The 19693-nt window shown below is 68.6% G+C and carries 20 protein-coding genes and 1 pseudogene; 9 read left to right on the top strand and 12 right to left on the bottom strand.

Annotation, left to right across the window (positions count from 1 at the left end; all coding sequences use genetic code 11):
• Window positions 1-82 precede the first annotated feature (82 nt).
• On the top strand, window positions 83-1702 hold the full coding sequence (locus AC1U2B_RS02810) for a PE-PPE domain-containing protein (protein WP_480215584.1): 1620 nt from the start codon (window positions 83-85) through the stop codon (window positions 1700-1702).
• 1 nt (window position 1703) lies between these two features.
• On the opposite strand, the gene hflX is transcribed toward AC1U2B_RS02810, so the two are convergent.
• From hflX to AC1U2B_RS02790, 4 genes are read right to left on the bottom strand one after another with little or no spacing between them, the layout of a single operon-like run.
• Window positions 1704-3116, bottom strand: a complete 1413-nt coding sequence (gene hflX / locus AC1U2B_RS02805) for a GTPase HflX (protein WP_480215583.1) — start codon at window positions 3114-3116, stop codon at window positions 1704-1706.
• A gap of 27 nt (window positions 3117-3143) precedes the next feature.
• Window positions 3144-4034 (bottom strand): diaminopimelate epimerase, encoded by an 891-nt coding sequence (gene dapF / locus AC1U2B_RS02800; protein WP_480215582.1) that lies wholly within the window; start codon window positions 4032-4034, stop codon window positions 3144-3146.
• Window positions 4035-4038: 4 nt separating this feature from the next.
• Window positions 4039-4953 (bottom strand): tRNA (adenosine(37)-N6)-dimethylallyltransferase MiaA, encoded by a 915-nt coding sequence (gene miaA / locus AC1U2B_RS02795; protein WP_480215581.1) that lies wholly within the window; start codon window positions 4951-4953, stop codon window positions 4039-4041.
• Window positions 4950-5645 (bottom strand): class III extradiol ring-cleavage dioxygenase family protein, encoded by a 696-nt coding sequence (locus tag AC1U2B_RS02790; protein WP_480215580.1) that lies wholly within the window; start codon window positions 5643-5645, stop codon window positions 4950-4952. The genes miaA and AC1U2B_RS02790 overlap by 4 nt, the downstream gene beginning before the upstream one ends.
• A 142-nt stretch (window positions 5646-5787) precedes the next feature.
• Here AC1U2B_RS02790 and AC1U2B_RS02785 point away from each other — a divergent pair, with 142 nt between their 5' ends.
• Window positions 5788-7116 carry a DUF349 domain-containing protein gene (locus tag AC1U2B_RS02785; RefSeq protein WP_043394036.1) on the top strand — a complete coding sequence of 443 codons (1329 nt, stop codon included), beginning with the start codon at window positions 5788-5790 and terminating at the stop codon, window positions 7114-7116.
• Here the strand turns inward: AC1U2B_RS02785 and AC1U2B_RS02780 are convergent.
• Window positions 7106-7702: an Rv2732c family membrane protein gene (locus tag AC1U2B_RS02780; protein ID WP_081936617.1), complete on the bottom strand. Its 597-nt coding sequence runs from the start codon at window positions 7700-7702 to the stop codon at window positions 7106-7108. The two genes, AC1U2B_RS02785 and AC1U2B_RS02780, sit on opposite strands and share 11 nt — an antisense overlap.
• Window positions 7690-9240, bottom strand: coding sequence for a tRNA (N6-isopentenyl adenosine(37)-C2)-methylthiotransferase MiaB (gene miaB / locus AC1U2B_RS02775; protein ID WP_480215750.1), 1551 nt, complete (start codon window positions 9238-9240; stop codon window positions 7690-7692). The genes AC1U2B_RS02780 and miaB overlap by 13 nt, the downstream gene beginning before the upstream one ends.
• A 162-nt stretch (window positions 9241-9402) precedes the next feature.
• On the opposite strand from miaB, the gene AC1U2B_RS02770 reads away from it, so the two are divergent.
• From AC1U2B_RS02770 to AC1U2B_RS02755, 4 genes and pseudogenes are all read left to right on the top strand, one after another.
• On the top strand, window positions 9403-10131 hold the full coding sequence (locus tag AC1U2B_RS02770) for an amino acid ABC transporter ATP-binding protein (protein ID WP_260939801.1): 729 nt from the start codon (window positions 9403-9405) through the stop codon (window positions 10129-10131).
• Window positions 10132-10160: 29 nt separating this feature from the next.
• A pseudogene (locus tag AC1U2B_RS02765) lies at window positions 10161-10955 on the top strand (glutamate ABC transporter substrate-binding protein); the annotation flags it as partial.
• A gap of 39 nt (window positions 10956-10994) precedes the next feature.
• Window positions 10995-11669 carry an amino acid ABC transporter permease gene (locus tag AC1U2B_RS02760; RefSeq protein WP_480215749.1) on the top strand — a complete coding sequence of 225 codons (675 nt, stop codon included), beginning with the start codon at window positions 10995-10997 and terminating at the stop codon, window positions 11667-11669.
• Window positions 11669-12550, top strand: a complete 882-nt coding sequence (locus AC1U2B_RS02755) for an amino acid ABC transporter permease (RefSeq protein ID WP_480215579.1) — start codon at window positions 11669-11671, stop codon at window positions 12548-12550. Before AC1U2B_RS02760 ends, AC1U2B_RS02755 begins: the two co-directional genes overlap by 1 nt.
• On the opposite strand, the gene AC1U2B_RS02750 is transcribed toward AC1U2B_RS02755, so the two are convergent.
• A complete protein-coding gene (locus AC1U2B_RS02750) occupies window positions 12517-13137 on the bottom strand; it encodes a TetR/AcrR family transcriptional regulator (protein ID WP_480215578.1) in 621 nt (206 codons plus the stop codon). The two genes, AC1U2B_RS02755 and AC1U2B_RS02750, sit on opposite strands and share 34 nt — an antisense overlap.
• Window positions 13138-13256: 119 nt before the next feature.
• Here AC1U2B_RS02750 and AC1U2B_RS02745 point away from each other — a divergent pair, with 119 nt between their 5' ends.
• Complete coding sequence (locus AC1U2B_RS02745; protein ID WP_071285277.1) at window positions 13257-14012, top strand: 3-oxoacyl-ACP reductase family protein; 756 nt, start codon at window positions 13257-13259, stop codon at window positions 14010-14012.
• 186 nt (window positions 14013-14198) lie between these two features.
• The gene (locus AC1U2B_RS02740) at window positions 14199-15074 is read left to right on the top strand and encodes a hypothetical protein (RefSeq protein WP_480215577.1); all 876 of its coding nucleotides are present in this window, start codon (window positions 14199-14201) and stop codon (window positions 15072-15074) included.
• On the opposite strand, the gene recX is transcribed toward AC1U2B_RS02740, so the two are convergent.
• From recX to AC1U2B_RS02715, 5 genes are all read right to left on the bottom strand, one after another.
• Window positions 15071-15604 carry a recombination regulator RecX gene (gene recX, locus AC1U2B_RS02735; protein WP_480215576.1) on the bottom strand — a complete coding sequence of 178 codons (534 nt, stop codon included), beginning with the start codon at window positions 15602-15604 and terminating at the stop codon, window positions 15071-15073. The two genes, AC1U2B_RS02740 and recX, sit on opposite strands and share 4 nt — an antisense overlap.
• On the bottom strand, window positions 15573-16625 hold the full coding sequence (gene recA, locus AC1U2B_RS02730; RefSeq protein WP_043393818.1) for a recombinase RecA: 1053 nt from the start codon (window positions 16623-16625) through the stop codon (window positions 15573-15575). The genes recX and recA overlap by 32 nt, the downstream gene beginning before the upstream one ends.
• A gap of 201 nt (window positions 16626-16826) precedes the next feature.
• Window positions 16827-17621: an SDR family NAD(P)-dependent oxidoreductase gene (locus AC1U2B_RS02725; protein ID WP_480215575.1), complete on the bottom strand. Its 795-nt coding sequence runs from the start codon at window positions 17619-17621 to the stop codon at window positions 16827-16829.
• A gap of 127 nt (window positions 17622-17748) precedes the next feature.
• Window positions 17749-17943: a DUF3046 domain-containing protein gene (locus AC1U2B_RS02720; RefSeq protein WP_043393813.1), complete on the bottom strand. Its 195-nt coding sequence runs from the start codon at window positions 17941-17943 to the stop codon at window positions 17749-17751.
• Between the two features lie 9 nt (window positions 17944-17952).
• The gene (locus AC1U2B_RS02715; protein ID WP_480215574.1) at window positions 17953-19128 is read right to left on the bottom strand and encodes a glycosyltransferase; all 1176 of its coding nucleotides are present in this window, start codon (window positions 19126-19128) and stop codon (window positions 17953-17955) included.
• A 121-nt stretch (window positions 19129-19249) separates the two neighbouring features.
• On the opposite strand from AC1U2B_RS02715, the gene AC1U2B_RS02710 reads away from it, so the two are divergent.
• Window positions 19250-19687 carry a limonene-1,2-epoxide hydrolase family protein gene (locus AC1U2B_RS02710; RefSeq protein ID WP_480215573.1) on the top strand — a complete coding sequence of 146 codons (438 nt, stop codon included), beginning with the start codon at window positions 19250-19252 and terminating at the stop codon, window positions 19685-19687.
• Window positions 19688-19693 lie beyond the last annotated feature (6 nt).

The raw sequence follows: 19693 nt of genomic DNA, 5'->3' as shown, positions 1-19693 counted from the left end.
CCGGGTACCGGTCCGGTCGCAGTGCGACGATGCGAAACAGGAGCCGATTATCGGGGTCGGCGACGTCCGAAAGGGGGCGAGGATGCGCACTTTCGGACGCACCATCCCCGCAGCGGTGGCCGTGATGCTGACGGTGCTGAGCACGGTTCTGCTTGGCGTGGTGTCGATGGTGACGGCCGCGTTCACGCTCGCCGCGACCGCGCTGATCGTCCCGGGCACCGGCACACCCAACGCCAACATCGTGGCGGGCTACAAGGAGAACGCGGACAACTACTACATCGCGCCGTTCAACCCGTTGTGCACGCAGCCGAGCTGCACGCTGACCGGTATCGACTACCCGGCCCAGTTCTGGCCGATTCCGTTGCCCGGCTGGGGTGGCCTGTCCGGCGCCAAATGGAACGTATCGACTGGTGAGGGCATCGCCAATCTGGACGCCGCCCTGACCGCCGCATTGCCCACCGCGACGCCGGCAAACCCCGTCATCATCTTCGGCTACTCGCAGGGCGGCAACATCGTCAGCCGCGAGAAGGCCACCCTGGGCGGCCTGACCCAGGCCCAGAAGGACGCGCTGTCGTTCGTCATGATCGGCAACACCAACCGGCCCAACGGTGGGCTGTTCGAGCGGCTGGCCTTCCTCGGCACGGTGCCGATCCTGGATGTGACGTTCGGCCTGCCCGCACCCACCAATACCGGCATCAAGACCACCGACATCGCGTTCGAGTACGACGGCGTCTCCGACTTCCCGCTGTACCCGATCAACCTGCTCGCCGACCTCAACGCCATCGCCGGATTCTGGTACACCCACGGCACCTACCTGGCGCCGAACGCCAACAGCGACGTCGGCGAGATTCCCGACCTCGAATACACGCCCGCCGAGCTGAACGCGGCCCTCACCGACCCGAAGAACCAGACCGTGTACGGCGACACCACCTACATCACCATCCCGACCAAGACCCTGCCGATCGTCCGGCCGTTCCTGGAATTCGGCGGCTTCACCCACACCAGCTTCATCATCAAGCCGATCGTCGATCTGGTCGCCCCGGTGCTGCGGGTACTCATCGACACCGGCTACGACCGCAGCCTGAGCCCCGGCGTCCCGGCGCCGTTCCGGTTGATCCCGCTGATCAACCCGGTCACGCTGACGGTGGACCTGATCAACGCGGCGGGCGAGGGCGTCAAGGCCGCGGTCAGCGACATCACCGGCGGCAAGGTGCAGTTGCCGATCGCCGCGACGCCCGTGCCGGCCCCGGCGACGGTCGCGGCCCGGAACGGGTCGAGCACGCCGAAGGCGGTGTCCGCCACCCCGACCGGTGACGCCAAGCTCGCGCTCGTGACGGCCCCGAAGCTGTCGACGACGGACACGACGGATCCGAAGGGCGCCGACGCCAAAGACGCCGATACCAAGACTCCGGATGTCAAGACACCCGACACCAAGACCCCGGACACCAAGACCCCGGACACCAAGACCCCGGACACCAAGGTCACCGACCCGAAGACCACCGACACCACCGACCCGAAGCAGGATCCGAAGCCCGGCACCGATTCGACCACCAAGGGCGGCCCGGCCAAGGACGGTCAGACCACGGCGACCGACAAGGCCAAGAAGCCGAAGAAGGACAAGAAGGCCCAGACCCCCAAGGCGCCCAAGCCCGCGAAGCCGGCCGCCGAGAAGGCCGACAAGCCGGCGAAGGCTGCCGCCTGACTCAGGCGGTGACGAACTCGCCGAGGCTGGCGGCCAGCGCCATCGGTACCCAGCCTTTGATCCGGGTGCCGTCGGCGGTGTGCTCGGTGGCCTCGACGCGGCCTTCCGCGTGGACGCGGGCAACGAGGTCGCCCCGGTCGTAGGGAATGGTCACGTCGACGGCGGCGTCGGTCGGCTCGACCAGTTCGCACATGCGCAGCCGCAGCCGGTCCAGACCCTCACCGGTGTGGGCCGAGACGAACACCGCATCCGGCAGGGCCCGCCGAAGATGGGCCAACGCCAGATCGCCGGCGGCGTCGATCTTGTTGACCACCAACAACTCTCGCGGTGCCGCGACGTCGTACTCGGCCACCACCTCGCCCACCACCTTGCGCACCGCGTTGATCTGCGCCAGCGGATCGGCGTCGGCGCCGTCGACGACGTGCACCAGCAGGTCCGCGTCGACGACCTCCTCCAGCGTCGAGCGGAACGCCTCGACCAGCTGGGTCGGCAGGTGCCGCACGAACCCGACGGTGTCGGTCAGGGTGAAGGGCCGGCCGTCGTCCAACTGGCCACGGCGCGTGGTGGGTTCGAGGGTGGCGAACAGGGCGTTCTGCACCAGCACCCCGGCGCCGGTGAGCGCGTTGAGCAGGCTGGATTTGCCGGCGTTGGTGTAGCCGACGATCGCGACCGACGGGGTGTCGCTGGCCCGGCGGCTGTGCCGCTGGGTGTCGCGAATCTTCTTCATGTCCTTGATCTCGCGGCGCAGCTTCGACATGCGCTCGCGGATCCGTCGCCGGTCGGTCTCGATCTTGGTTTCACCCGGGCCACGGGTACCCACACCGCCGCCGGCACCACCGGCGCGACCACCGGCCTGCCGGGACATCGACTCACCCCAACCACGCAGCCGCGGCAGCATGTACTCCATCTGGGCCAGCGACACCTGAGCCTTGCCCTCACGGCTGGTGGCGTGCTGGGCGAAGATATCGAGGATCAGCGCGGTGCGGTCGATGACCTTGACCTTCACCACCTTCTCCAGCGAGTTCAGCTGGGCGGGGCTCAGTTCACCGTCGCAGATGACGGTATCGGCGCCAGTGGCGAGCACGGTCTCGCGCAGCTCCAGGGCTTTCCCGGAGCCGATGTAGGTCGAGGCGTCCGGTTTGTCGCGGCGCTGGATCAGGCCCTCGAGCACCTCGGAGCCCGCCGTCTCGGCGAGGGCGGCCAACTCGGCCAGGCTGTTGTCCGCGTCGGCCGACGTCCCGTCGGTCCACACGCCGACCAGCACCACGCGTTCGAGGCGCAGCTGGCGGTATTCGACTTCGGAGATGTCGGCCAGTTCGGTCGACAGGCCGGCGACGCGGCGCAGTGCCGCACGATCTTCGAGCGCCAGTTCACCGACGCTGGGGGTGTTGTCGGGATCAAAAGGATAAGTCATAAGTAGTTATCGATGGTGCCCGCAAAGTCAGCGGGCCGCATCTGAATTTCCTTCATTCTCATGCCACCACTCGGCGGCCAGTTCACCGTGCGCCAACAACACCGACGGCCCGCGCAGGAAACTGGTGCTCTCGGTGATGGTCACGCTGACCTCGCCACCGGGAATCACCACCCGCAGACTGCCGGTGTCGGCGCCGGTGTGGTTCAGCGCCGCGAGCGTCGCGGCCACGGTTCCGGTTCCGCAGGAACGGGTTTCGCCGACCCCCCGCTCGTGCACCCGCATCGCCACCAAGCCCTCGACCGGCGCGGTCAGGATCTCGACGTTGACGCCCTCGGGGAACTGCTCGGCGTCGAAGGACACCGGGGCCGCGACATCCAGCGCGTTCAGGCCGGCCACGTTCAGCGACGGGTCGACGCAGGCCAGGTGCGGGTTGCCGACGTCGACGGCCAGGCCATCGAAGGTTCGTCCGGCGACGACCGCCTTGCCGTGGCCGAACGAACGGGCCTTGCCCATCTCGACGGTGACCTCGGCGTTGACCGCGTCGGCGGCGTGCAGCACCACCGGCCGCGGCCCGGCCAGCGAGCCGACGACGAATTCGTTGCGGTGCTCCAGCCCGGACGCCCGCAGGTAATGCGCGAAGACGCGGACGCCGTTGCCGCACATCTGCGCGATGGAGCCGTCGGCGTTGCGGTAGTCCATGTACCAGTCGTCGGCGGCGACCCCGTCGGGAAGCTGGTCGAACACGCCGGCGTTCTGCGCCGCCCCGGCCTTCGTCACGCGCAGCAGGCCGTCGGCCCCCAGTCCGCGGCGCCGGTCACACAGCGCGGCGACAATGGCGGAAGTGATCGGCAGCTGTGCCTCTATGTCGGGCAGGACCACAAAGTCGTTCTGGGTGCCATGCCCTTTGGAAAACCGCACACCCTCAGCGTACGTGGCGCCAGATCCGCGCGACTTCGGCCGCGTTCCCGTCCGCGTCGCCCGCCAGCCAGGTGATGCGGTGATCGCGGCGGAACCAGGACCGCTGCCGGCGGACATAGCGGCGCGTGCCGATGAACGTCCGCTCCTGCGCCTCGGCCATCGCGGCCTCGTCGCCGCCGGCGTCCAGCGCGGTGAGCACCTGCGCGTAGCCGAGGGCCCGGGCCGCCGTCACCCCGTCGCGCAGGCCGCGGGCCTGTAGGGCCACCACCTCGTCGACGAGCCCGGAGGCGAACATCAGGTCGGTGCGGCGCTGCAGCCGGTCGTCGAGAATCTCTGTGTCCCAATCCAATCCGACGATGAGGGTGTCCCAGCGCGGGGCGCCGATCTGCGGCGCCGACGCCGCGAAGGGCCGGCCGGTGATTTCGACGACCTCCAATGCCCGCACGATCCGCCGGCCGTCGGTGTTCAGGATCGACGCGGCGGCGTCGGGATCGACCCGCGCGAGCTCGCCGTGCAGGGCCGTGACACCGATCTCGGCCAGCCGGTCCTCCCACCGGGCCCGCACCGTCGGGTCGGTCGCCGGGAACGACCACTCGTCGAGCAGCGACTGGATGTACATCATCGACCCGCCGACGATCACCGGGACGGCGCCGCACGCGGCAATGGCCTCGATGTCGGCCGCCGCGGCCGCCTGGTAGTTCGCGACGGTCGCGATGTCGGTGACCTCGAGCACGTCGAGCTGGTGATGGACGATGCCGCGCCGCTCGGGCACCGTCAGCTTGGCGGTGCCGATGTCCATGCCCCGGTAGAGCTGCATGGCGTCGGCGTTCACGATCTCGCCGCCCAACTGTTCGGCCAGATCCAGCGCCAAGGCCGACTTGCCGGTGCCGGTGGGTCCGACGACCGCGATGGGCCTCACGCGGGCACCCAGGTGCCGACGAAGTAGCCGACGCCGTACGGCGCGCCGCGGTACAGCTCGGTCGCCTTCGGGTCCGCTCCGGCCAGCCCGGCGAGCGCCTGATACGCCACCCGGCCCAGCACGCCCGACAGCCCGGCGATCGCGGCCACATCGCCCGTGGCCAGTGCGTCGTCCCAGTGTGCTTGGCGCGCAACCGAATCGGGGTCGAAACCGCCGGGCGCCGCGGCGGTCAGGGTGTTCGCGCCATCGGCGACCACCAGCACCCCCACCGGATCGGTCGCGGCGTCCAACTCCTCACGCAGCTCGCGGCCGCGCTGCAGCGCGGCCTCGGGCGCCAGGTCGTCGGCGAGCACCCGCACGTCGACCGATGCTGCCGGGCTGACGCTCCCCCGCAGCCAGCCGGCGATCAGCGCGCACAACGGCAGTGGCCGCGGCTCGCCGGACGCGTCGGGTGCGAGCGTCACCCGGACGTCGGCGCCGTATCCGGCGAAGGTGCCGACCGCGTCAGCGGGCACGCGAGCGTCCTGCGGGCCGACGCCGACCGCCACCCAACGTGACGGCAGGATCTGCGCGGCAGACCGCACCGCGGCCGTCAGGCCGGCCAGTTCGACGGCGGCGTCGGAGGCCAGCTCAGGCACCAAAACGGGAGCCGACGGGACGATCGCGATATGTGTCAGGCCGGCGCTACGCACGCGTCCACGCTAACGAGTCCGGCAAACGCCTGCGCAGACGGCGCGTCGACCTGTTTGAATAGCGTGCGAGTACCAGATGACGGCGCCGCGTCGCGCGGCAGAAGCGTGGGTCACCCTGCGCGCGGGCATGAGGAGCACGAATATGACCACCACCGAACCCGGCAACACCCCCAAACCGACTCCTCGGCCCGGTCCGCCGCGCCCCGGTCCCCGGCCCAGCCCGAGCCCCAACCATCCCCCGGCGCCTGCCGCCGCCGCGCCGCCCACCTGCGATCCGCACCGGTTCGGCCGCGTCGACGACGACGGCACGGTGTGGCTGATCACTGCCGCCGGCGAGCGCAACATCGCCTCGTGGCAGGCCGGCGACGCCGAAGCCGCGTACGTCCACTTCGGCCGCCGGTACGACGATCTGAGCACCGAGGTCGCGCTGCTGGAGCACCGGCTCGGCAGCGGTAGCGGCGACGCCCGCAAGATCAAGGCCGCCGCCGCGACGCTGCTCGAATCCGTCCCGACCGCCGCGGTGCTGGGCGATGTCGATGCCCTGACCGCCCGGCTGACCGCCGTCGTCGAGCAGGCCGGCGCCAGCGCGCAGGAGGAGCGGGCCAAGCGCGACGAGCTCCGGGCCACCCAGACCGCCCGCAAGGAAACCCTGGCCGCCGAGGCCGAGGACATCGGCGCCAACTCCACCCAGTGGAAGGCCAGCGGTGATCGGCTGCGGGCGATCCTCGACGAGTGGCGCACCATCACCGGCCTGGACCGCAAGGTCGACGACGCGCTGTGGAAGCGCTACTCGGCGGCCCGCGAGGCGTTCAACCGCCGCCGGGGCTCGCACTTCGCCGAGCTGGATCGGGAGCGGGTCGGCGTGCGGCAGGCCAAGGAGGCGCTGTGTGAGCGCGCCGAGGCACTGTCCGGCTCCACGGACTGGGGTGCCACCGCCTCGACGTTCCGCGATCTGCTGACGGAGTGGAAGGCCGCGGGCCGCGCCGCCAAGGACGTCGACGACGCGCTGTGGAAGCGGTTCAAGGCTGCGCAGGACACGTTCTTCAGCGCCCGCAACGCGATCAACGCCGAGAAGGACGCCGAGTTCAACGCCAACGCCGATGCCAAGGCCGAGCTGCTGGTCGAGGCCGAGAAGATCGACATCAGCGATGTCGACGCGGCACGTGCGGCATTCCGGGCCATCGGCGACAAGTGGGACGCCATCGGCAAGGCATCGCGCGACCGCACCGCGGAGCTGGAGCGCCGGTTGCGGGTCGTCGAGAAGAAGATCCGCGATGCCGCGGAGAGCAACTGGACCGACCCCGAGGCGCAGGCCCGGGCCGACCAGTTCCGCGAGCGGGCCGAGCAGTTCGAGCGTCAGGCCGAGAAGGCCGAGGCCGCGGGCAAGGCCAAAGATGCCGAGAAGGCGCGGGCCAGTGCGGCGCAGTGGCGTGAGTGGGCCGACGCCGCCTCAGCGGCGATCAAGAAGTAGGTGAGTCCGGGCCGTCGAGCAGCCCGCGCTTCTGCTGCTCGACGGTCGCGTCGCGGCGCTGTGCCTCGGCGGCCAGCTGCACCGCGGTGCGTGACCACACCACGCGTGCCCAGTGGAACGTCAGCAGGATGACGGCGATCCACGCGAGGTAGAGCCCGAAACCGGGTCCCGGGTACGGGTGCACGACGGTGTTGCGCGACCAGATGGCGAGCATGCCGAGGAAACACGACACGGCGGAACCGGCCAGCGCGATCCAGGCCAGGCCCCAGCGCCGGGTCAGCAGCGCCAGCATCGAGAAACCGACGCTGAACACCAGGATCAGCCAGACGAACACCCGCGACGGCAGCAGAATCTTCGCGTCGAGAGCGACCTGATCGCCGAGCAAGACGTCGAATCCCTTGACGCCGCCGGTGTGCGGCAGCACGAACGACAGCAGGATCACGAAGACGCAGATCGCCACGACCATGGCGCGGCCGCCGGGATCGATTTCGCGGGCGATGCGCTGCTCGGCGGCGTCGATGTCGTCTTTGAACTCCTCGAACTCGCCGTTGGTGCCGTTGGGCTTGGTGTCGTTCATCGTGAACATCCCTGCTCTACGGGCGTGACGGGGGGCGCGCCGATCTGCGGCATGCCCAGCCCGACGCCGGTGGTGGGTTTGCGGCCCGCGGCGTGCGCGTCGCCCGCGCGGGTGCGGCGGTGGCCGGCGATCGGCGCATCGGCGATCAGGTGGTGCGGCGCGGCACCGGTGACGGTCGTGGTGACGATGTCGCCGGGCCGGATGTCGGCGTCGCCCGGGGTGAAGTGCACCAGCCGGCCGTCGCGGGCGCGGCCCGACATTCTCTCGGTGGCGGAATCTTTGCGGCCTTCGCCGGTGGCCACCAGCAGCTCGACCTCCCGGCCGACCTGCGCCAGGTTCTCCTCCCACGAGATGCGCTCCTGAAGCTCGATGAGCCGCATATAACGTTCGGAGACAACCTCTTTGGGCAGTTGGTCAGGCAGCTCGGCGGCCGGCGTGCCGGGCCGCTTGGAGTACTGGAACGTGAAGGCGCTGGAGAAGCGGGCGCGTTCGACGACGTCGAGGGTGGCCTGGAAGTCTTCTTCGGTCTCCCCCGGGAATCCGACGATGATGTCGGTGGTGATGGCCGCGTACGGGATCGCCGCGCGCACGCGCTCGATGATGCCGAGGTACTTCTCGGCGCGGTAGGAGCGGCGCATCGCCTTGAGGATGCGATCCGAGCCCGACTGCAGCGGCATGTGCAGCGTCGGGCAGACGTTCGGGGTGGCCGCCATGGCCTCGATGACGTCGTCGGTGAACTCGGCGGGGTGCGGCGAGGTGAACCGGACCCGCTCCAGGCCCTCGATGTCGCCGCAGGCACGCAGCAGTTTGGCGAACGCGCCGCGGTCCCGTTCGATGTCGGTCCAGGCCTCCGGGTCTTCACGCAAGCGCTCATCCGAAGCAAACGAGACGCCGTAGGCGTTGACGTTCTGGCCCAGCAGCGTGATCTCCAGGACACCCTGGTCCACCAGGGACTGCACCTCGGCGAGGATGTCGCCGGGACGCCGGTCGACCTCCTTGCCGCGCAGCGACGGCACGATGCAGAACGTACAGGTGTTGTTGCAGCCCACGGAGATGGAAACCCAAGCCGCATAAGATGATTCGCGCGTCGCGGGCAGCGCCGACGGAAACTCCTGGAGCGCCTCGACGATCTCCACCTGAGCTTCGCGGTTGTGCCGGGCGCGTTCCAGCAGCACCGGCAGCGAGCCGATGTTGTGCGTACCGAACACCACGTCGACCCACGGCGCCTTGCTCAGCACCGTGTCGCGGTCCTTCTGCGCCAGGCAGCCGCCGACCGCGATCTGCATGTTCGGGTCGCTCTGCTTGCGCGGCGCCAGGTGGCTGATGTTGCCGTAGAGCTTGTTGTCGGCGTTCTCCCGGACCGCGCAGGTGTTGAAGACCACGACGTCGGCGTCGTCGCCGTCGTCGGCGCGCCGGTAGCCGGCGTCTTCCAGCAGGCCGGCGAGCCGTTCGGAGTCGTGGACGTTCATCTGGCACCCGTAGGTGCGGACCTGATAGGTGCGCCCCGCGCCGGAACCCGTAGCGGACTCCGTGGCGTCAGCTTCCACGTCCGGAGTCGCTGTCGAAATCACCTGCCAATCGTACGGGCGGCGCGGTTTATACCAAATTTGCCGAGGGGTTTCCGGGTTTCTGTGACAGACCACGGTCCGCCGCTTACCTGGGTAGGGTCTGTGAGCATGGTCACCGGCGAGACGACACCTGCCACCCCGATGATCTCGGTCAAGGGGGTCAACAAGCACTTCGGTGCACTGCATGTGCTGAAGGACATCAATCTCGAAGTCCCTCGTGGCCAAGTGGTCGTGCTGCTCGGACCGTCAGGTTCGGGCAAGTCGACCTTGTGCCGCACCATCAACCGGCTGGAGACGATCGACTCGGGCACGATCCACATCGACGGAGACCTACTGCCCGAAGAGGGCCGCAAGCTCGCGACGCTGCGGTCCGAGGTCGGCATGGTGTTCCAGTCGTTCAACCTGTTCGCGCACAAGACAATTCTCGACAACGTCACCCTGGCGCCGATGAAGGTCCGCGGCAAGGCGAAGGACGAGGCCCGGACGAAGGGGCTGGAACTGCTGGAGCGCGTCGGGGTGGCCAACCAGGCCGACAAGTACCCGGCGCAGTTGTCGGGTGGGCAGCAGCAGCGCGTCGCGATCGCCCGGTCTCTGGCCATGGGCCCGAAGGTCATGCTGTTCGACGAACCCACCAGCGCGCTGGACCCCGAGATGGTCAACGAAGTGCTGTCGGTGATGACGTCCCTGGCGACCGAGGGCATGACCATGATCGTGGTCACACACGAGATGGGCTTCGCCCGCCGGGCGTCGAACCGGGTGGTGTTCATGGCCGACGGCACCATCGTCGAGGACGCCGAGCCCGACGAGTTCTTCACCGCACCAAAGTCCAACCGGGCCCGGGACTTCCTGGGCAAGATCCTGGACCACTGATCGTGGAACGATCGATTCGGCAGAGTTCGGTGACACGGGGATACCGCCGTCTCGCCGCCGTCACCGTCCTGATCCTGGCGCTGCTGACCCTGAGCGCCTGCGGCGCCAGCAGCAAGAAGATCACCATCGGCACCAAGTTCGACCAGCCCGGTCTGGCCGCGAAGAAGCCCGACGGCACCTTGGCCGGCTTCGACATCGACGTCGCGACCTACGTGGCCGGGCAGCTCGGCTACAAGCCCGACGACATCGAGTGGAAAGAAGCCCCGTCGGGTCAGCGCGAGAACCTGATCCAGAACCACCAGGTCGACTTCATCGCCGCGACGTACTCCATCACCGACGCCCGCAAGCAGAAGGTGTCGTTCGCCGGTCCGTACCTGGTCACCGGGCAGAGCCTGCTGGTGCGCGCCGACAACAACGAGATCACCAGCGTCGAATCACTGCAGAACCACAAGAAGCTCTGCTCGGTGTCGGGTTCGACTCCGGCGCAACGCATCAAGGACAAGTACCCGGGCGTGCAGCTGCAGCAGTACGACACCTACTCGGCCTGCCTGGAGGCCGTGAAGACCGGGGCCATCGATGCGCTCAGCACCGACGAGGTGATCCTGGCCGGGTACGCCGCCCAGACCCCGGCTGCGTTCAAGCTGATCGGCAAGCCCTTCTCGGTCGAGAAGTACGGCATCGGATTGCTCAAGGGCGACAAGGAATTACGCCAGAAGATCAACGACGCCATCGAGAAGATGCAGAAGTCCGGTGAGTGGCAGGCCGCGTTCGACCGCAATCTGGGCCCGGCCGGACTGTCCGCGCCGCCACCGCCCCCGTTGGACACCAACATCTATGGCGCCGGCGGGGCGAAGCGCGTCGATCTGTGGGGCACCTACGGCGGCAAGATCCTGAAGGCGTTCTGGACCACGATCCAGCTGACGCTGCTCGCCGCGGTCGGCGCGCTGATCCTGGGCACCGTGCTGGCCGCGATGCGCCTGTCGCCGGTGCCGGTGCTGCGCTGGCTGGGCACGACGTACGTCAACGTGGTCCGCAACACCCCACTGACGCTGATCATCCTGTTCTGTTCGTTCGGTATCGGGAACACCCTGCGGGTCACGTTGGTCGATTCCCATTCGCCGACGGCCGTGGTGGACAGCAACTTTCGGCTCGCGGCCCTCGGGTTGACGGTCTACACCGCGTCATTCGTGTGCGAGACATTGCGCTCGGGCATCAACACCGTGCCGCTGGGGCAGGCCGAGGCCGCCCGCTCGCTGGGGCTGAGTTTCGGGCAGAACCTGCGGTTGATCCTGCTGCCGCAGGCTTTTCGCGCGGTGATCAACCCGCTGGGTTCAGTGCTGATCGCCTTGGTGAAGAACACCACGATCGCGTCGGCCATCGGCGTGGCCGAGGCGGCGCTGCTGATGAAGGAGATGATCGAGAACACCGCGGCGCTGCTGGCGGTCGGCTCGATCTTCGCCGCTGGTTTCGTGGTCCTGACGTTGCCGTTGGGACTGTTGTTCGGTTGGTTGGGTAAGCGATACGCGGTGGTGCGGTAATGAGTACATCGTCCGTCCTCTACGACGCCCCGGGGCCGCGGGCGCAGCGGCGCAACCTGCTGTTCGCCGCCCTCATCGTCGCGCTGATCATCGCGATGGCCGGCTGGGTGCTGTGGCAGTTCGAGTCCAAAGGCCAGCTGACCGAAGCGAAGTGGCACCCGTTCCTGACCGCGAACCTGTGGACGACGTACGTGCTGCCGGGTGCCGTCGGCACCTTGACGGCGGCGGTGGTGTCGATCGTGCTGGCGCTCGTGCTGGGTCTGGCACTGGGCATGGGGCGGTTGTCGGAGGCCCGCGCGGTGCGATGGGTGTGCTCGGTCTTCGTCGAGTTCTTCCGGGCCGTCCCGGTGCTGATCATGATGTTGTTCGCGTATTTCCTGTTCGCGCTGTACGACGTCTTCCCATCGCGTCAGCTGGCGCTGGCCGGCGTGATCACGGGACTGACGCTGTACAACGGCGCGGTCATCGCGGAGATCGTGCGGGCCGGCGTGTACGCGCTGCCCCGCGGGCAGCGTGAGGCCGCCGTGGCGCTGGGCCTGCGGCCCAGTCAGACGTTGCGGCTGATCCTGCTTCCCCAGGCCGTGACGTCGATGCTGCCGGTGCTGGTGTCGCAGATGGTGGTGGTGCTCAAGGACACCGCGATCGGCTATCAGATCACGTTCGTCGAGATGGTCCGCCAGGGTACGAACATCGGTTCGGCGTACAGCAATTACATCCCCGCGCTGATCGTGATCGCGGTGCTGATGATCAGCCTCAACTTCGCGCTGTCGGCGCTGGCGACCCGCCTGGAAGCGCGGCTGCGGCAGTCGCGGCGTACCCCGGACCCACTGCCGGTGAACACCGGCATTCAGGAGGATGCGCCGGGCACCCCGCCGGTGTGAGGCGCTCCGGGCCAGGCGCGGAGCGCCTGATCGGCCACCGCGTGCAGTTCGTCGCCCTCGACGCCGCCGTTGGCCTGGACCGCCAGGCCCTGACTGACGGCGACGATCCAGCGCGCCACCAGCTGCGCGTCCGCCCCGGGCAGTTCGCCCATCAGCTGGGCAGCCGTGAAACGTTCGGCCAGTTCAGCGATTCCGTCTTCGCGCAGCTGGGCGAGCTCAGCGTGCAACTCGGCCGCCGCGTCGCCTGCGGCCAGGGCGCTCTGCACCAGCAGGCATCCGCGCGGACCCGCCGCCCCGGAAGACCCGTCGACAGCGCCGTGCACCATGGCATACGCGGTATCCCACGCGGTGGGCAGGGCCAGCGCGCGTTCGACGTAGCTGGCGGGACCTGCCTGGTAGCGCCGCACCGCGGCGCGGAAGAGCTCGGCCTTGGAACCGTATTCGTCATAGAGGCTGCGGCGGTTGACACCGGTCGCCGCCGTGAGATCGCTGATGGACACCCCGTCATAGCCGTGCTCCCAGAACAACCGCATCGCGGTGTCCAGGACACGCTCCGGGTCGAACGTGCGCGGTCTGCCGATCGCCATCAACCCTCCTGATGTGATCCGGGCCACAGTCCGGAATGCCACCCGGCCGTAGCGGCTTGTGCTGAACGTACTTAGTAACCGATCGGTTCGAAAGAATCATTCCACGACGGGGAGAACTCATGAGCACCACTTCGGAAGCCCCACTCGCCGGGCGACGCGCACTGGTCACCGGCGGTTCCCGCGGCATCGGCGCCGCGACCGTGCGCAGGCTCGCGGCGGACGGCGCGGCAGTCGCGTTCACCTACCAATCCTCGCCTGATGCCGCACAGGACCTGGTCGACGAACTCGAGGCGGCCGGCGCCAAGGTGGCCGCCATCAAAGCCGACAGCGCCGACGCGCTCGCCGTCGCCGCCGCGGTGGACGAAGCCGTCGAGCGACTCGGCGGACTGGACATCCTGGTCAACAACGCCGGCGTCGCGCAGGGAGCACCGATCGAGTCGTTCCCGCTGGAGGACTTCGACCGGATGCTGGCGATCAATGTGAAGGCCGTGTTCGCCGCCATACAGCGCGCCGTGCCGCACCTGGGCGCCGGGGGCCGGATCATCACCATTGGCTCCGTGAATGCCGACCGGGTGCCGACTGCCGGCTTCTCGGTGTATGCCCTCACCAAGGCCGCGGTCGCCGGGCTGACGCGAGGCCTGGTGCGCGAGCTCGGCCCCCGCGGCATCACCGTCAACACCATCCAGCCGGGGCCGGTCGCCACCGACATGAACCCCGACACCGGCGACTTCGCCGACGAGCTGCGCCCGCTCATCGCGGTCGGCCAGTACGGACAGCCTCGCGACATCGCGAGCGCCGTGGCCTACCTGGCCCACCCCGAGTCGGGGTTCGTCACGGGCGTCACCTGGAACATCGACGGCGGCTTCGTGATCTGACGCCGGACCGACCCGCCCGCAGGGTTCGCCTCGCGGTGAACCCTGCGGGTACGCACGTCGTGTCCCTAGTTGGAGGTTCACTCGATCCCGGGAGGCGTCATGAGTGTCGCGGTTCGTGCGTTTGCGGCAGTTCCAGCTCCAACCCAAACCGTCGCGGCACTGTGCACCGCGTGTTTGGTGCTCACGATGGCGCCGGCACCAGGGCACGCCACCATCCCGTCGGTGCCCGTTCTGACCGAACCGGGCATCTCGCTGACAGCGCAGCCGCTGCCGCTACCGCTCGATCTGCTCAACCAGCAGGTGGTGTTCAACGTCGGGCTGTTCGCCGATTGGATCACCACCGGCGCCGCACTGTTCCAACGCCAGACGCAGGTGCCGGGAAGTTTCGTGGCGGCCATCGGTAGTGGCACGCCGCCACTGACCGCCGCCGCACAAGCGCTGAGCGCGGTCGCCGACATCGAGTTCGAAGCCGGCCGCGATCTGATCGGGTTCGCCCAGGACATCGCGGTCTTCCAGCTCCAGTTCAGGGCGACCACACTGTCGGCGTTCCCGCCGTTCAACACGGGGCCTGGTCAGCAATTCGTGGTCGACACCACCGCATTCGGCCTCAACGTCACGCAGCAGATGGTGGACTTCGCCCGGGCGGTGATCACGTCGGTGGAACAGTTCACCCATAACGCACTGCACACCCCGCTGCCCGTCATGATGATCGCCGCGAAGCCATCGGCCGCCGTCGACATCCCGGACACCCCGGTCATCCCGAAGGCTCCAGTGACCCCGAAAAAGCCCACAGTGCAACAGGATTCGATCGTCTCGACGTTCATCCCGAAGCTGCCCAAGCCCCCGAAGTCGCCCAAGCAGCCCACGCAACTTCCGGACGCGACGACCGATAACGTCGTCCACCCGCCGGTCGGCCAGTTCTCGCCGCCGAAATTCTCGCCGCCGAAATTCTCGGCACCCAAGTTCTCGGTGCCGAAGTTCTCCATCCCGAAGTTCTCGGTGCCGAAGCTGTCGCCACCCAAGGTCAAGCACCCTGAGCCCAAGGGCTCGTCGAAGGACTAGACCGTGCGGCGCTGACGCTCCTGCGTGAGCTGGGTGTTCACCACATCGAAGGCCATGCCCTGGCTGTAGCCGCGACGTGCCAGCATCGCGACCAGCCGCCGAGTCACCTTCAGCTCGTCGTCGAGGCTTTCCCGTCGCAACTTGGTGGCGACGAGTTCCTCGGCGCGCACCCGCCACTCTCCCGCGTCGACGCTGTCGAGCGTCTCGGCGATCACGTCGGCGTCGATGCCCTTGGTCCGCAACTCAGAAGCCAAGGCGCGCTTGCCTTTTCCAGCGTTGGTGCGGCGTTCGCGCACCCACTGCTCGGCGAATGCCGCGTCGTCGACCAGACCTACCTCGGTGAGCCGGTCCAGTACTCGGGCGCTGATGTCCTCGGCGAAGCCGCGCTTGGTCAGCTGAGTTTCGAGTTCGGCCCGGCTGCGCGCCCGGGTGGTGAGCAGACGCAGACACACGTCCCGCGCCTGCTCCTCACGCCGCTGCGGCTGCGCCGGCTCCGCCTCAGAAGTCGACCGGGGCGGGAAGGACGTCATCGGCCGCACCATCGGTCACCACCGCACCGATACCGAGCTTCTCTTTGATCTTCTTCTCGATCTCGTTGGCGGCATCCGGGTTCTGCAGCAGGTAGTTGCGGGCGTTCTCCTTGCCCTGCCCCAGCTGTTCGCCGTCGTAGGTGAACCACGAACCGGACTTACGGATGAAGCCGTGCTCGACACCCATGTCGATGAGCGAGCCCTCCTTGGAGATGCCCTTGCCGTAGAGGATGTCGAATTCGGCCTGCTTGAACGGCGGCGCGACCTTGTTCTTGACGATCTTGGCCCGGGTACGGTTACCGACCGCATCGGTACCGTCCTTGAGCGTCTCGATCCGGCGCACATCGATACGCACCGAGGCGTAGAACTTCAAAGCCTTACCACCGGTGGTGGTTTCGGGCGAACCGAACATCACGCCGATCTTCTCGCGCAGCTGATTGATGAAGATGGCGGTGGTGCCGGAGTTGTTCAGTGCGCCGGTCATCTTGCGCAGCGCCTGGCTCATCAGGCGGGCCTGCAGACCGACGTGGCTGTCACCCATCTCGCCCTCGATCTCGGCGCGCGGCACCAGTGCGGCAACCGAGTCGATGACCAGGATGTCGATGGCGCCGGAACGCACCAGCATGTCGGCGATCTCCAGGGCCTGCTCACCGGTGTCGGGCTGAGAGACCAGCAGCGCGTCGGTGTCCACACCGAGCTTCTGGGCGTAGTCGGGATCCAGCGCGTGCTCGGCGTCGATGAACGCCGCGATGCCACCGGCGGCCTGAGCGTTGGCCACCGCGTGCAGGGCGACCGTGGTCTTACCCGAGGATTCCGGGCCGTAGATCTCGACGACGCGGCCGCGCGGCAGACCACCGATGCCGAGGGCGACATCCAGTGCGATGGACCCGGTCGGGATGACCGAAATCGGTTGGCGGGTCTCGTCTCCCAGCCGCATCACCGAGCCCTTGCCGAAGTTCTTGTCGATCTGTGCCAGCGCGAGTTCGAGTGCCTTCTCGCGATCTGGGGCCTGTGCTGCCATGGGTGATCTCCGTCCTCGTGGATGTCCGTTGATCGGGTTTCCGATCGGTTGGCCGTGACGCTAGATGAGGCCACCGACAAGTTCCGCGAACTGGGATCAGACTAGCGAACAGGTGTTCGACTGCAAGCAGACACGCCGATCAATGACCGAGGGCGCGGCGAGTGATTTCCGGCAACACCCAGGACGGCCCGTCGGCGGCAGTCACAGCGAACGCTGGCGCCGCAGGCCCAACGTCCTCATCAGGGACAGGGCGCGCAGGCCGGCGGCCGGCGCCACGTCGGTACTGCGCGCGATCACGCCGCGCCAGCGCGGCACCACGCGGAAAATCTGGTGGGAGTCCATCAACTCCACGGCTGCGGCCGCCACGTCATCGGCGGCCAGCGGCTTGGGACCCGAAAACAGCAGGGCCGCTCCGGGATCGTGGGTCGTGGCGGTGACCATCTCGGTGTTCACCACGTCGGGGCACAGCGCGCGGGCCCGGATCGGCAGGCCGGCGGTCTGCAGTTCGCCCTGCAACGAGGTGGTGTACGACAGCACGGCGGCCTTGCTCGCGGCATAGACCGCCAGTCCGGGCACCGGCGTCAGCGCCGAGATCGAGGCGATGTTGAGGATGACGCCGCCGCGCGCACCCATGGCATTGACCGCCGCCATGCAGCCGGCCATCATCCCGCGGACGTTGACGTCGAGGGTCTGGACGACGTGCTCGGCGGGCTGTTCCCAGCTGTTGCCCGCGTGCAGTACTCCGGCGTTGTTGACCCACACCGCGATCCGGCCCTGTTCGGCGGCGAGCGCCGCGATCCCCTGGTGACCCGCGACGTCCCGCACGTCCTGGGCCACGCCCCACGCCCCGCGCCCGACGGTCTCGGCGGCGCGCTGCGCGGCATCCCCGTCGACGTCGGTGATCAAGACGCGGTGCCCTTGGGCGGCAAGGGCTTTCGCGATGGCCAGGCCGATACCCCGACCGGCCCCGGTGACTACGGCAATGCTGGCGCTCATCAGTGTGATGTCGTCCTTCCATCGTGGGGTTCACCAGCGACGCTATCGGGGCAGGCCCGGCGAACACCATGTCGTCGGCCAACAAACACCGAAGCGCGAGCAGTGCCGCGGGACCAAAAAGCGCCGCTCACCACTGATCGCGCGGGACGTCGAAGTCCGCGCACAGGGCCCGCCAGACATCGCGGGGGTCGACGCCGGCTTCGATCGCCTGAGCCGGGGTGCGGCCACCGAGGACCGCCAGCACGTGGTCGTTCACCAACGCCGCACCGCGCGCCGTACCGAACTGGTCTTCGATCAGCAGGGTGAATTCGGTCAGTCGCACCGCACCAACCTACTCAGCGCCGACGCCCAGCGCCGCACGGCACACAGCCACCGGGTCGGCGACGTCCGCTCCGCTGTCACCAGCCCGCCCGGCCGCCTTCCGATAGGACGGCGTCGACAGCACCCGGCCGACGGTCGCCGCCAGCGACTCCGCGGTCAACGGCCGGATCAGCTCGCCACTGCCTTGTCGCACAATCCGATTGGCGATCTCCCACTGGTCTCCGCCACCGGGCACCACCACCAGCGGCACCCCGGCCAGCAGCGTCTTGGACACGATGCCGTGGCCGCTGCCGCAGATCATCACATCGGCCTGCTTCAGCAGTTCGTCCTGGCGGCCGAGCCCGACCGCCGCCCACGGAGGCACCGGCGCGTCGGCGCCGCGCAGCCGCGAGACGACGACGCGAGCACCGTCGGGCAGGGTCTGTCCGGGGATCAGCGCCGCCAGCGCGAGCTCATCGAGACCCTGCATCCCCGTGGTGGCCGTCGACGGCGCCACGACGACAACCGGGCCCGCGCCCGGCGGTACGTCCAGCACCGCTGTCGTCGGCTCGAAATGCAGCGGCCCTACGACGACGGCTTCGGCCGGCCAATCCGGTCGCGGCAGCTCGAGCTCGGGCAGAGTCGCGATCAACCGCCGCGCCGGCCCGGGATCGGTTGCGGGCAAGCCGATTCCGACGCGCGCCGTGGATCGCTGCCGATCCCCCTCGCGGATCGAGCGCGACGTGAAGAACCGTAGCGTCGCGTCCCGCAGCCGGCCGCGCAGGCCGACACCCGGCGCCAGGCCACTGCCCAACGGCGGCAACCCCTTCGACGGCAGGTACAGCGGGTGCGGAGTCAGCTCGACCCACGGCAGGCCCAGCAATTCAGCGGCCATGCCGCCGCACACCGTGATGACATCCGACACCACCAGATCGGGCGCCAGCTCACGCAGCAGGGGCACATTGAGCACCGCCATCCGCGCGGCACGCTCATGGATCTTGGCGCCCGAGTCGAGGTCGTCGTCGCCGTGCTCGGGGTCGAGCCCGAGCAGTTCCCGAGCGTCGACGCCGGCCGCCCGGGCGGTGTCGAGCCAGTGCCGGCCGGTCAGCAGCACCGGGCGGTCGCCGGCCGCCTGAAACCGAAGGCACAGGGCGATCGCCGGAAAGGCATGGCCGGGATCAGGCCCGGCAACCACGGCGACATGCATCGGGTCACCCTGTCACACCAGCACCTGGGCACCGCCGGGCAGGCGCACTGGGCCTGATGGCCGCACTCCTCAACGCGGCTCGTCCCTCGCCGCTTGATCGTCGCGCGGCTACGGTGGACGTATGACACAGACCACACCGGCAGTGACCCAGACCAATGCCGAGATCGTCGAAACGTTCCTCTACGCCCTGCAGGCCGAGGACATGGAGACGGCGGACAGCCTGCTCGACGACAACCTCGTCTACGAGAACGTCGGCCTGCCGACCATCCGCGGCCGCGCCCGCGCCATGAAGCTGTTCCGCCCCATGAAGAAGAGCCCGGTCAGTTTCGAGGTGAAGTTCCACCGCCTCGTCGGAGAGGGTTCCACCGTGCTCAACGAGCGCACCGATGCACTGGTCATCGGGCCCGTGCGCCTGCAGTTCTGGGTGTGCGGCGTGTTCGAGGTGCACGACGGCCGGATCACGCTGTGGCGCGACTACTTCGACATGTTCGACATGGTCAAGGCCACGGTGCGCGGTCTGCTCGGCGCCGCCATCCCGGCCCTGCGGCCGACTATGTAGCCACCG

This window comes from Mycolicibacterium sp. P4_G11, from assembly GCF_056555145.1.
This window is presented reverse-complemented; position numbering and strand designations above follow the sequence as displayed.

Coding starts and splice junctions, on each gene's coding strand:
- AC1U2B_RS02710 (WP_480215573.1), top strand. CDS start 19,250: ATGACACAGACCACACCGGCAGTGACCCAGACCAATGCCGAGATCGTC.
- hflX (WP_480215583.1), bottom strand. CDS start 3,116: ATGACTTATCCTTTTGATCCCGACAACACCCCCAGCGTCGGTGAACTG.
- AC1U2B_RS02770 (WP_260939801.1), top strand. CDS start 9,403: ATGATCTCGGTCAAGGGGGTCAACAAGCACTTCGGTGCACTGCATGTG.
- AC1U2B_RS02725 (WP_480215575.1), bottom strand. CDS start 17,621: ATGAGCGCCAGCATTGCCGTAGTCACCGGGGCCGGTCGGGGTATCGGC.
- AC1U2B_RS02750 (WP_480215578.1), bottom strand. CDS start 13,137: ATGGCGATCGGCAGACCGCGCACGTTCGACCCGGAGCGTGTCCTGGAC.
- recX (WP_480215576.1), bottom strand. CDS start 15,604: ATGACGTCCTTCCCGCCCCGGTCGACTTCTGAGGCGGAGCCGGCGCAG.
- AC1U2B_RS02745 (WP_071285277.1), top strand. CDS start 13,257: ATGAGCACCACTTCGGAAGCCCCACTCGCCGGGCGACGCGCACTGGTC.
- AC1U2B_RS02740 (WP_480215577.1), top strand. CDS start 14,199: ATGGCGCCGGCACCAGGGCACGCCACCATCCCGTCGGTGCCCGTTCTG.
- recA (WP_043393818.1), bottom strand. CDS start 16,625: ATGGCAGCACAGGCCCCAGATCGCGAGAAGGCACTCGAACTCGCGCTG.
- AC1U2B_RS02785 (WP_043394036.1), top strand. CDS start 5,788: ATGACCACCACCGAACCCGGCAACACCCCCAAACCGACTCCTCGGCCC.
- AC1U2B_RS02715 (WP_480215574.1), bottom strand. CDS start 19,128: ATGCATGTCGCCGTGGTTGCCGGGCCTGATCCCGGCCATGCCTTTCCG.
- AC1U2B_RS02755 (WP_480215579.1), top strand. CDS start 11,669: ATGAGTACATCGTCCGTCCTCTACGACGCCCCGGGGCCGCGGGCGCAG.
- AC1U2B_RS02810 (WP_480215584.1), top strand. CDS start 83: ATGCGCACTTTCGGACGCACCATCCCCGCAGCGGTGGCCGTGATGCTG.
- AC1U2B_RS02780 (WP_081936617.1), bottom strand. CDS start 7,702: ATGTTCACGATGAACGACACCAAGCCCAACGGCACCAACGGCGAGTTC.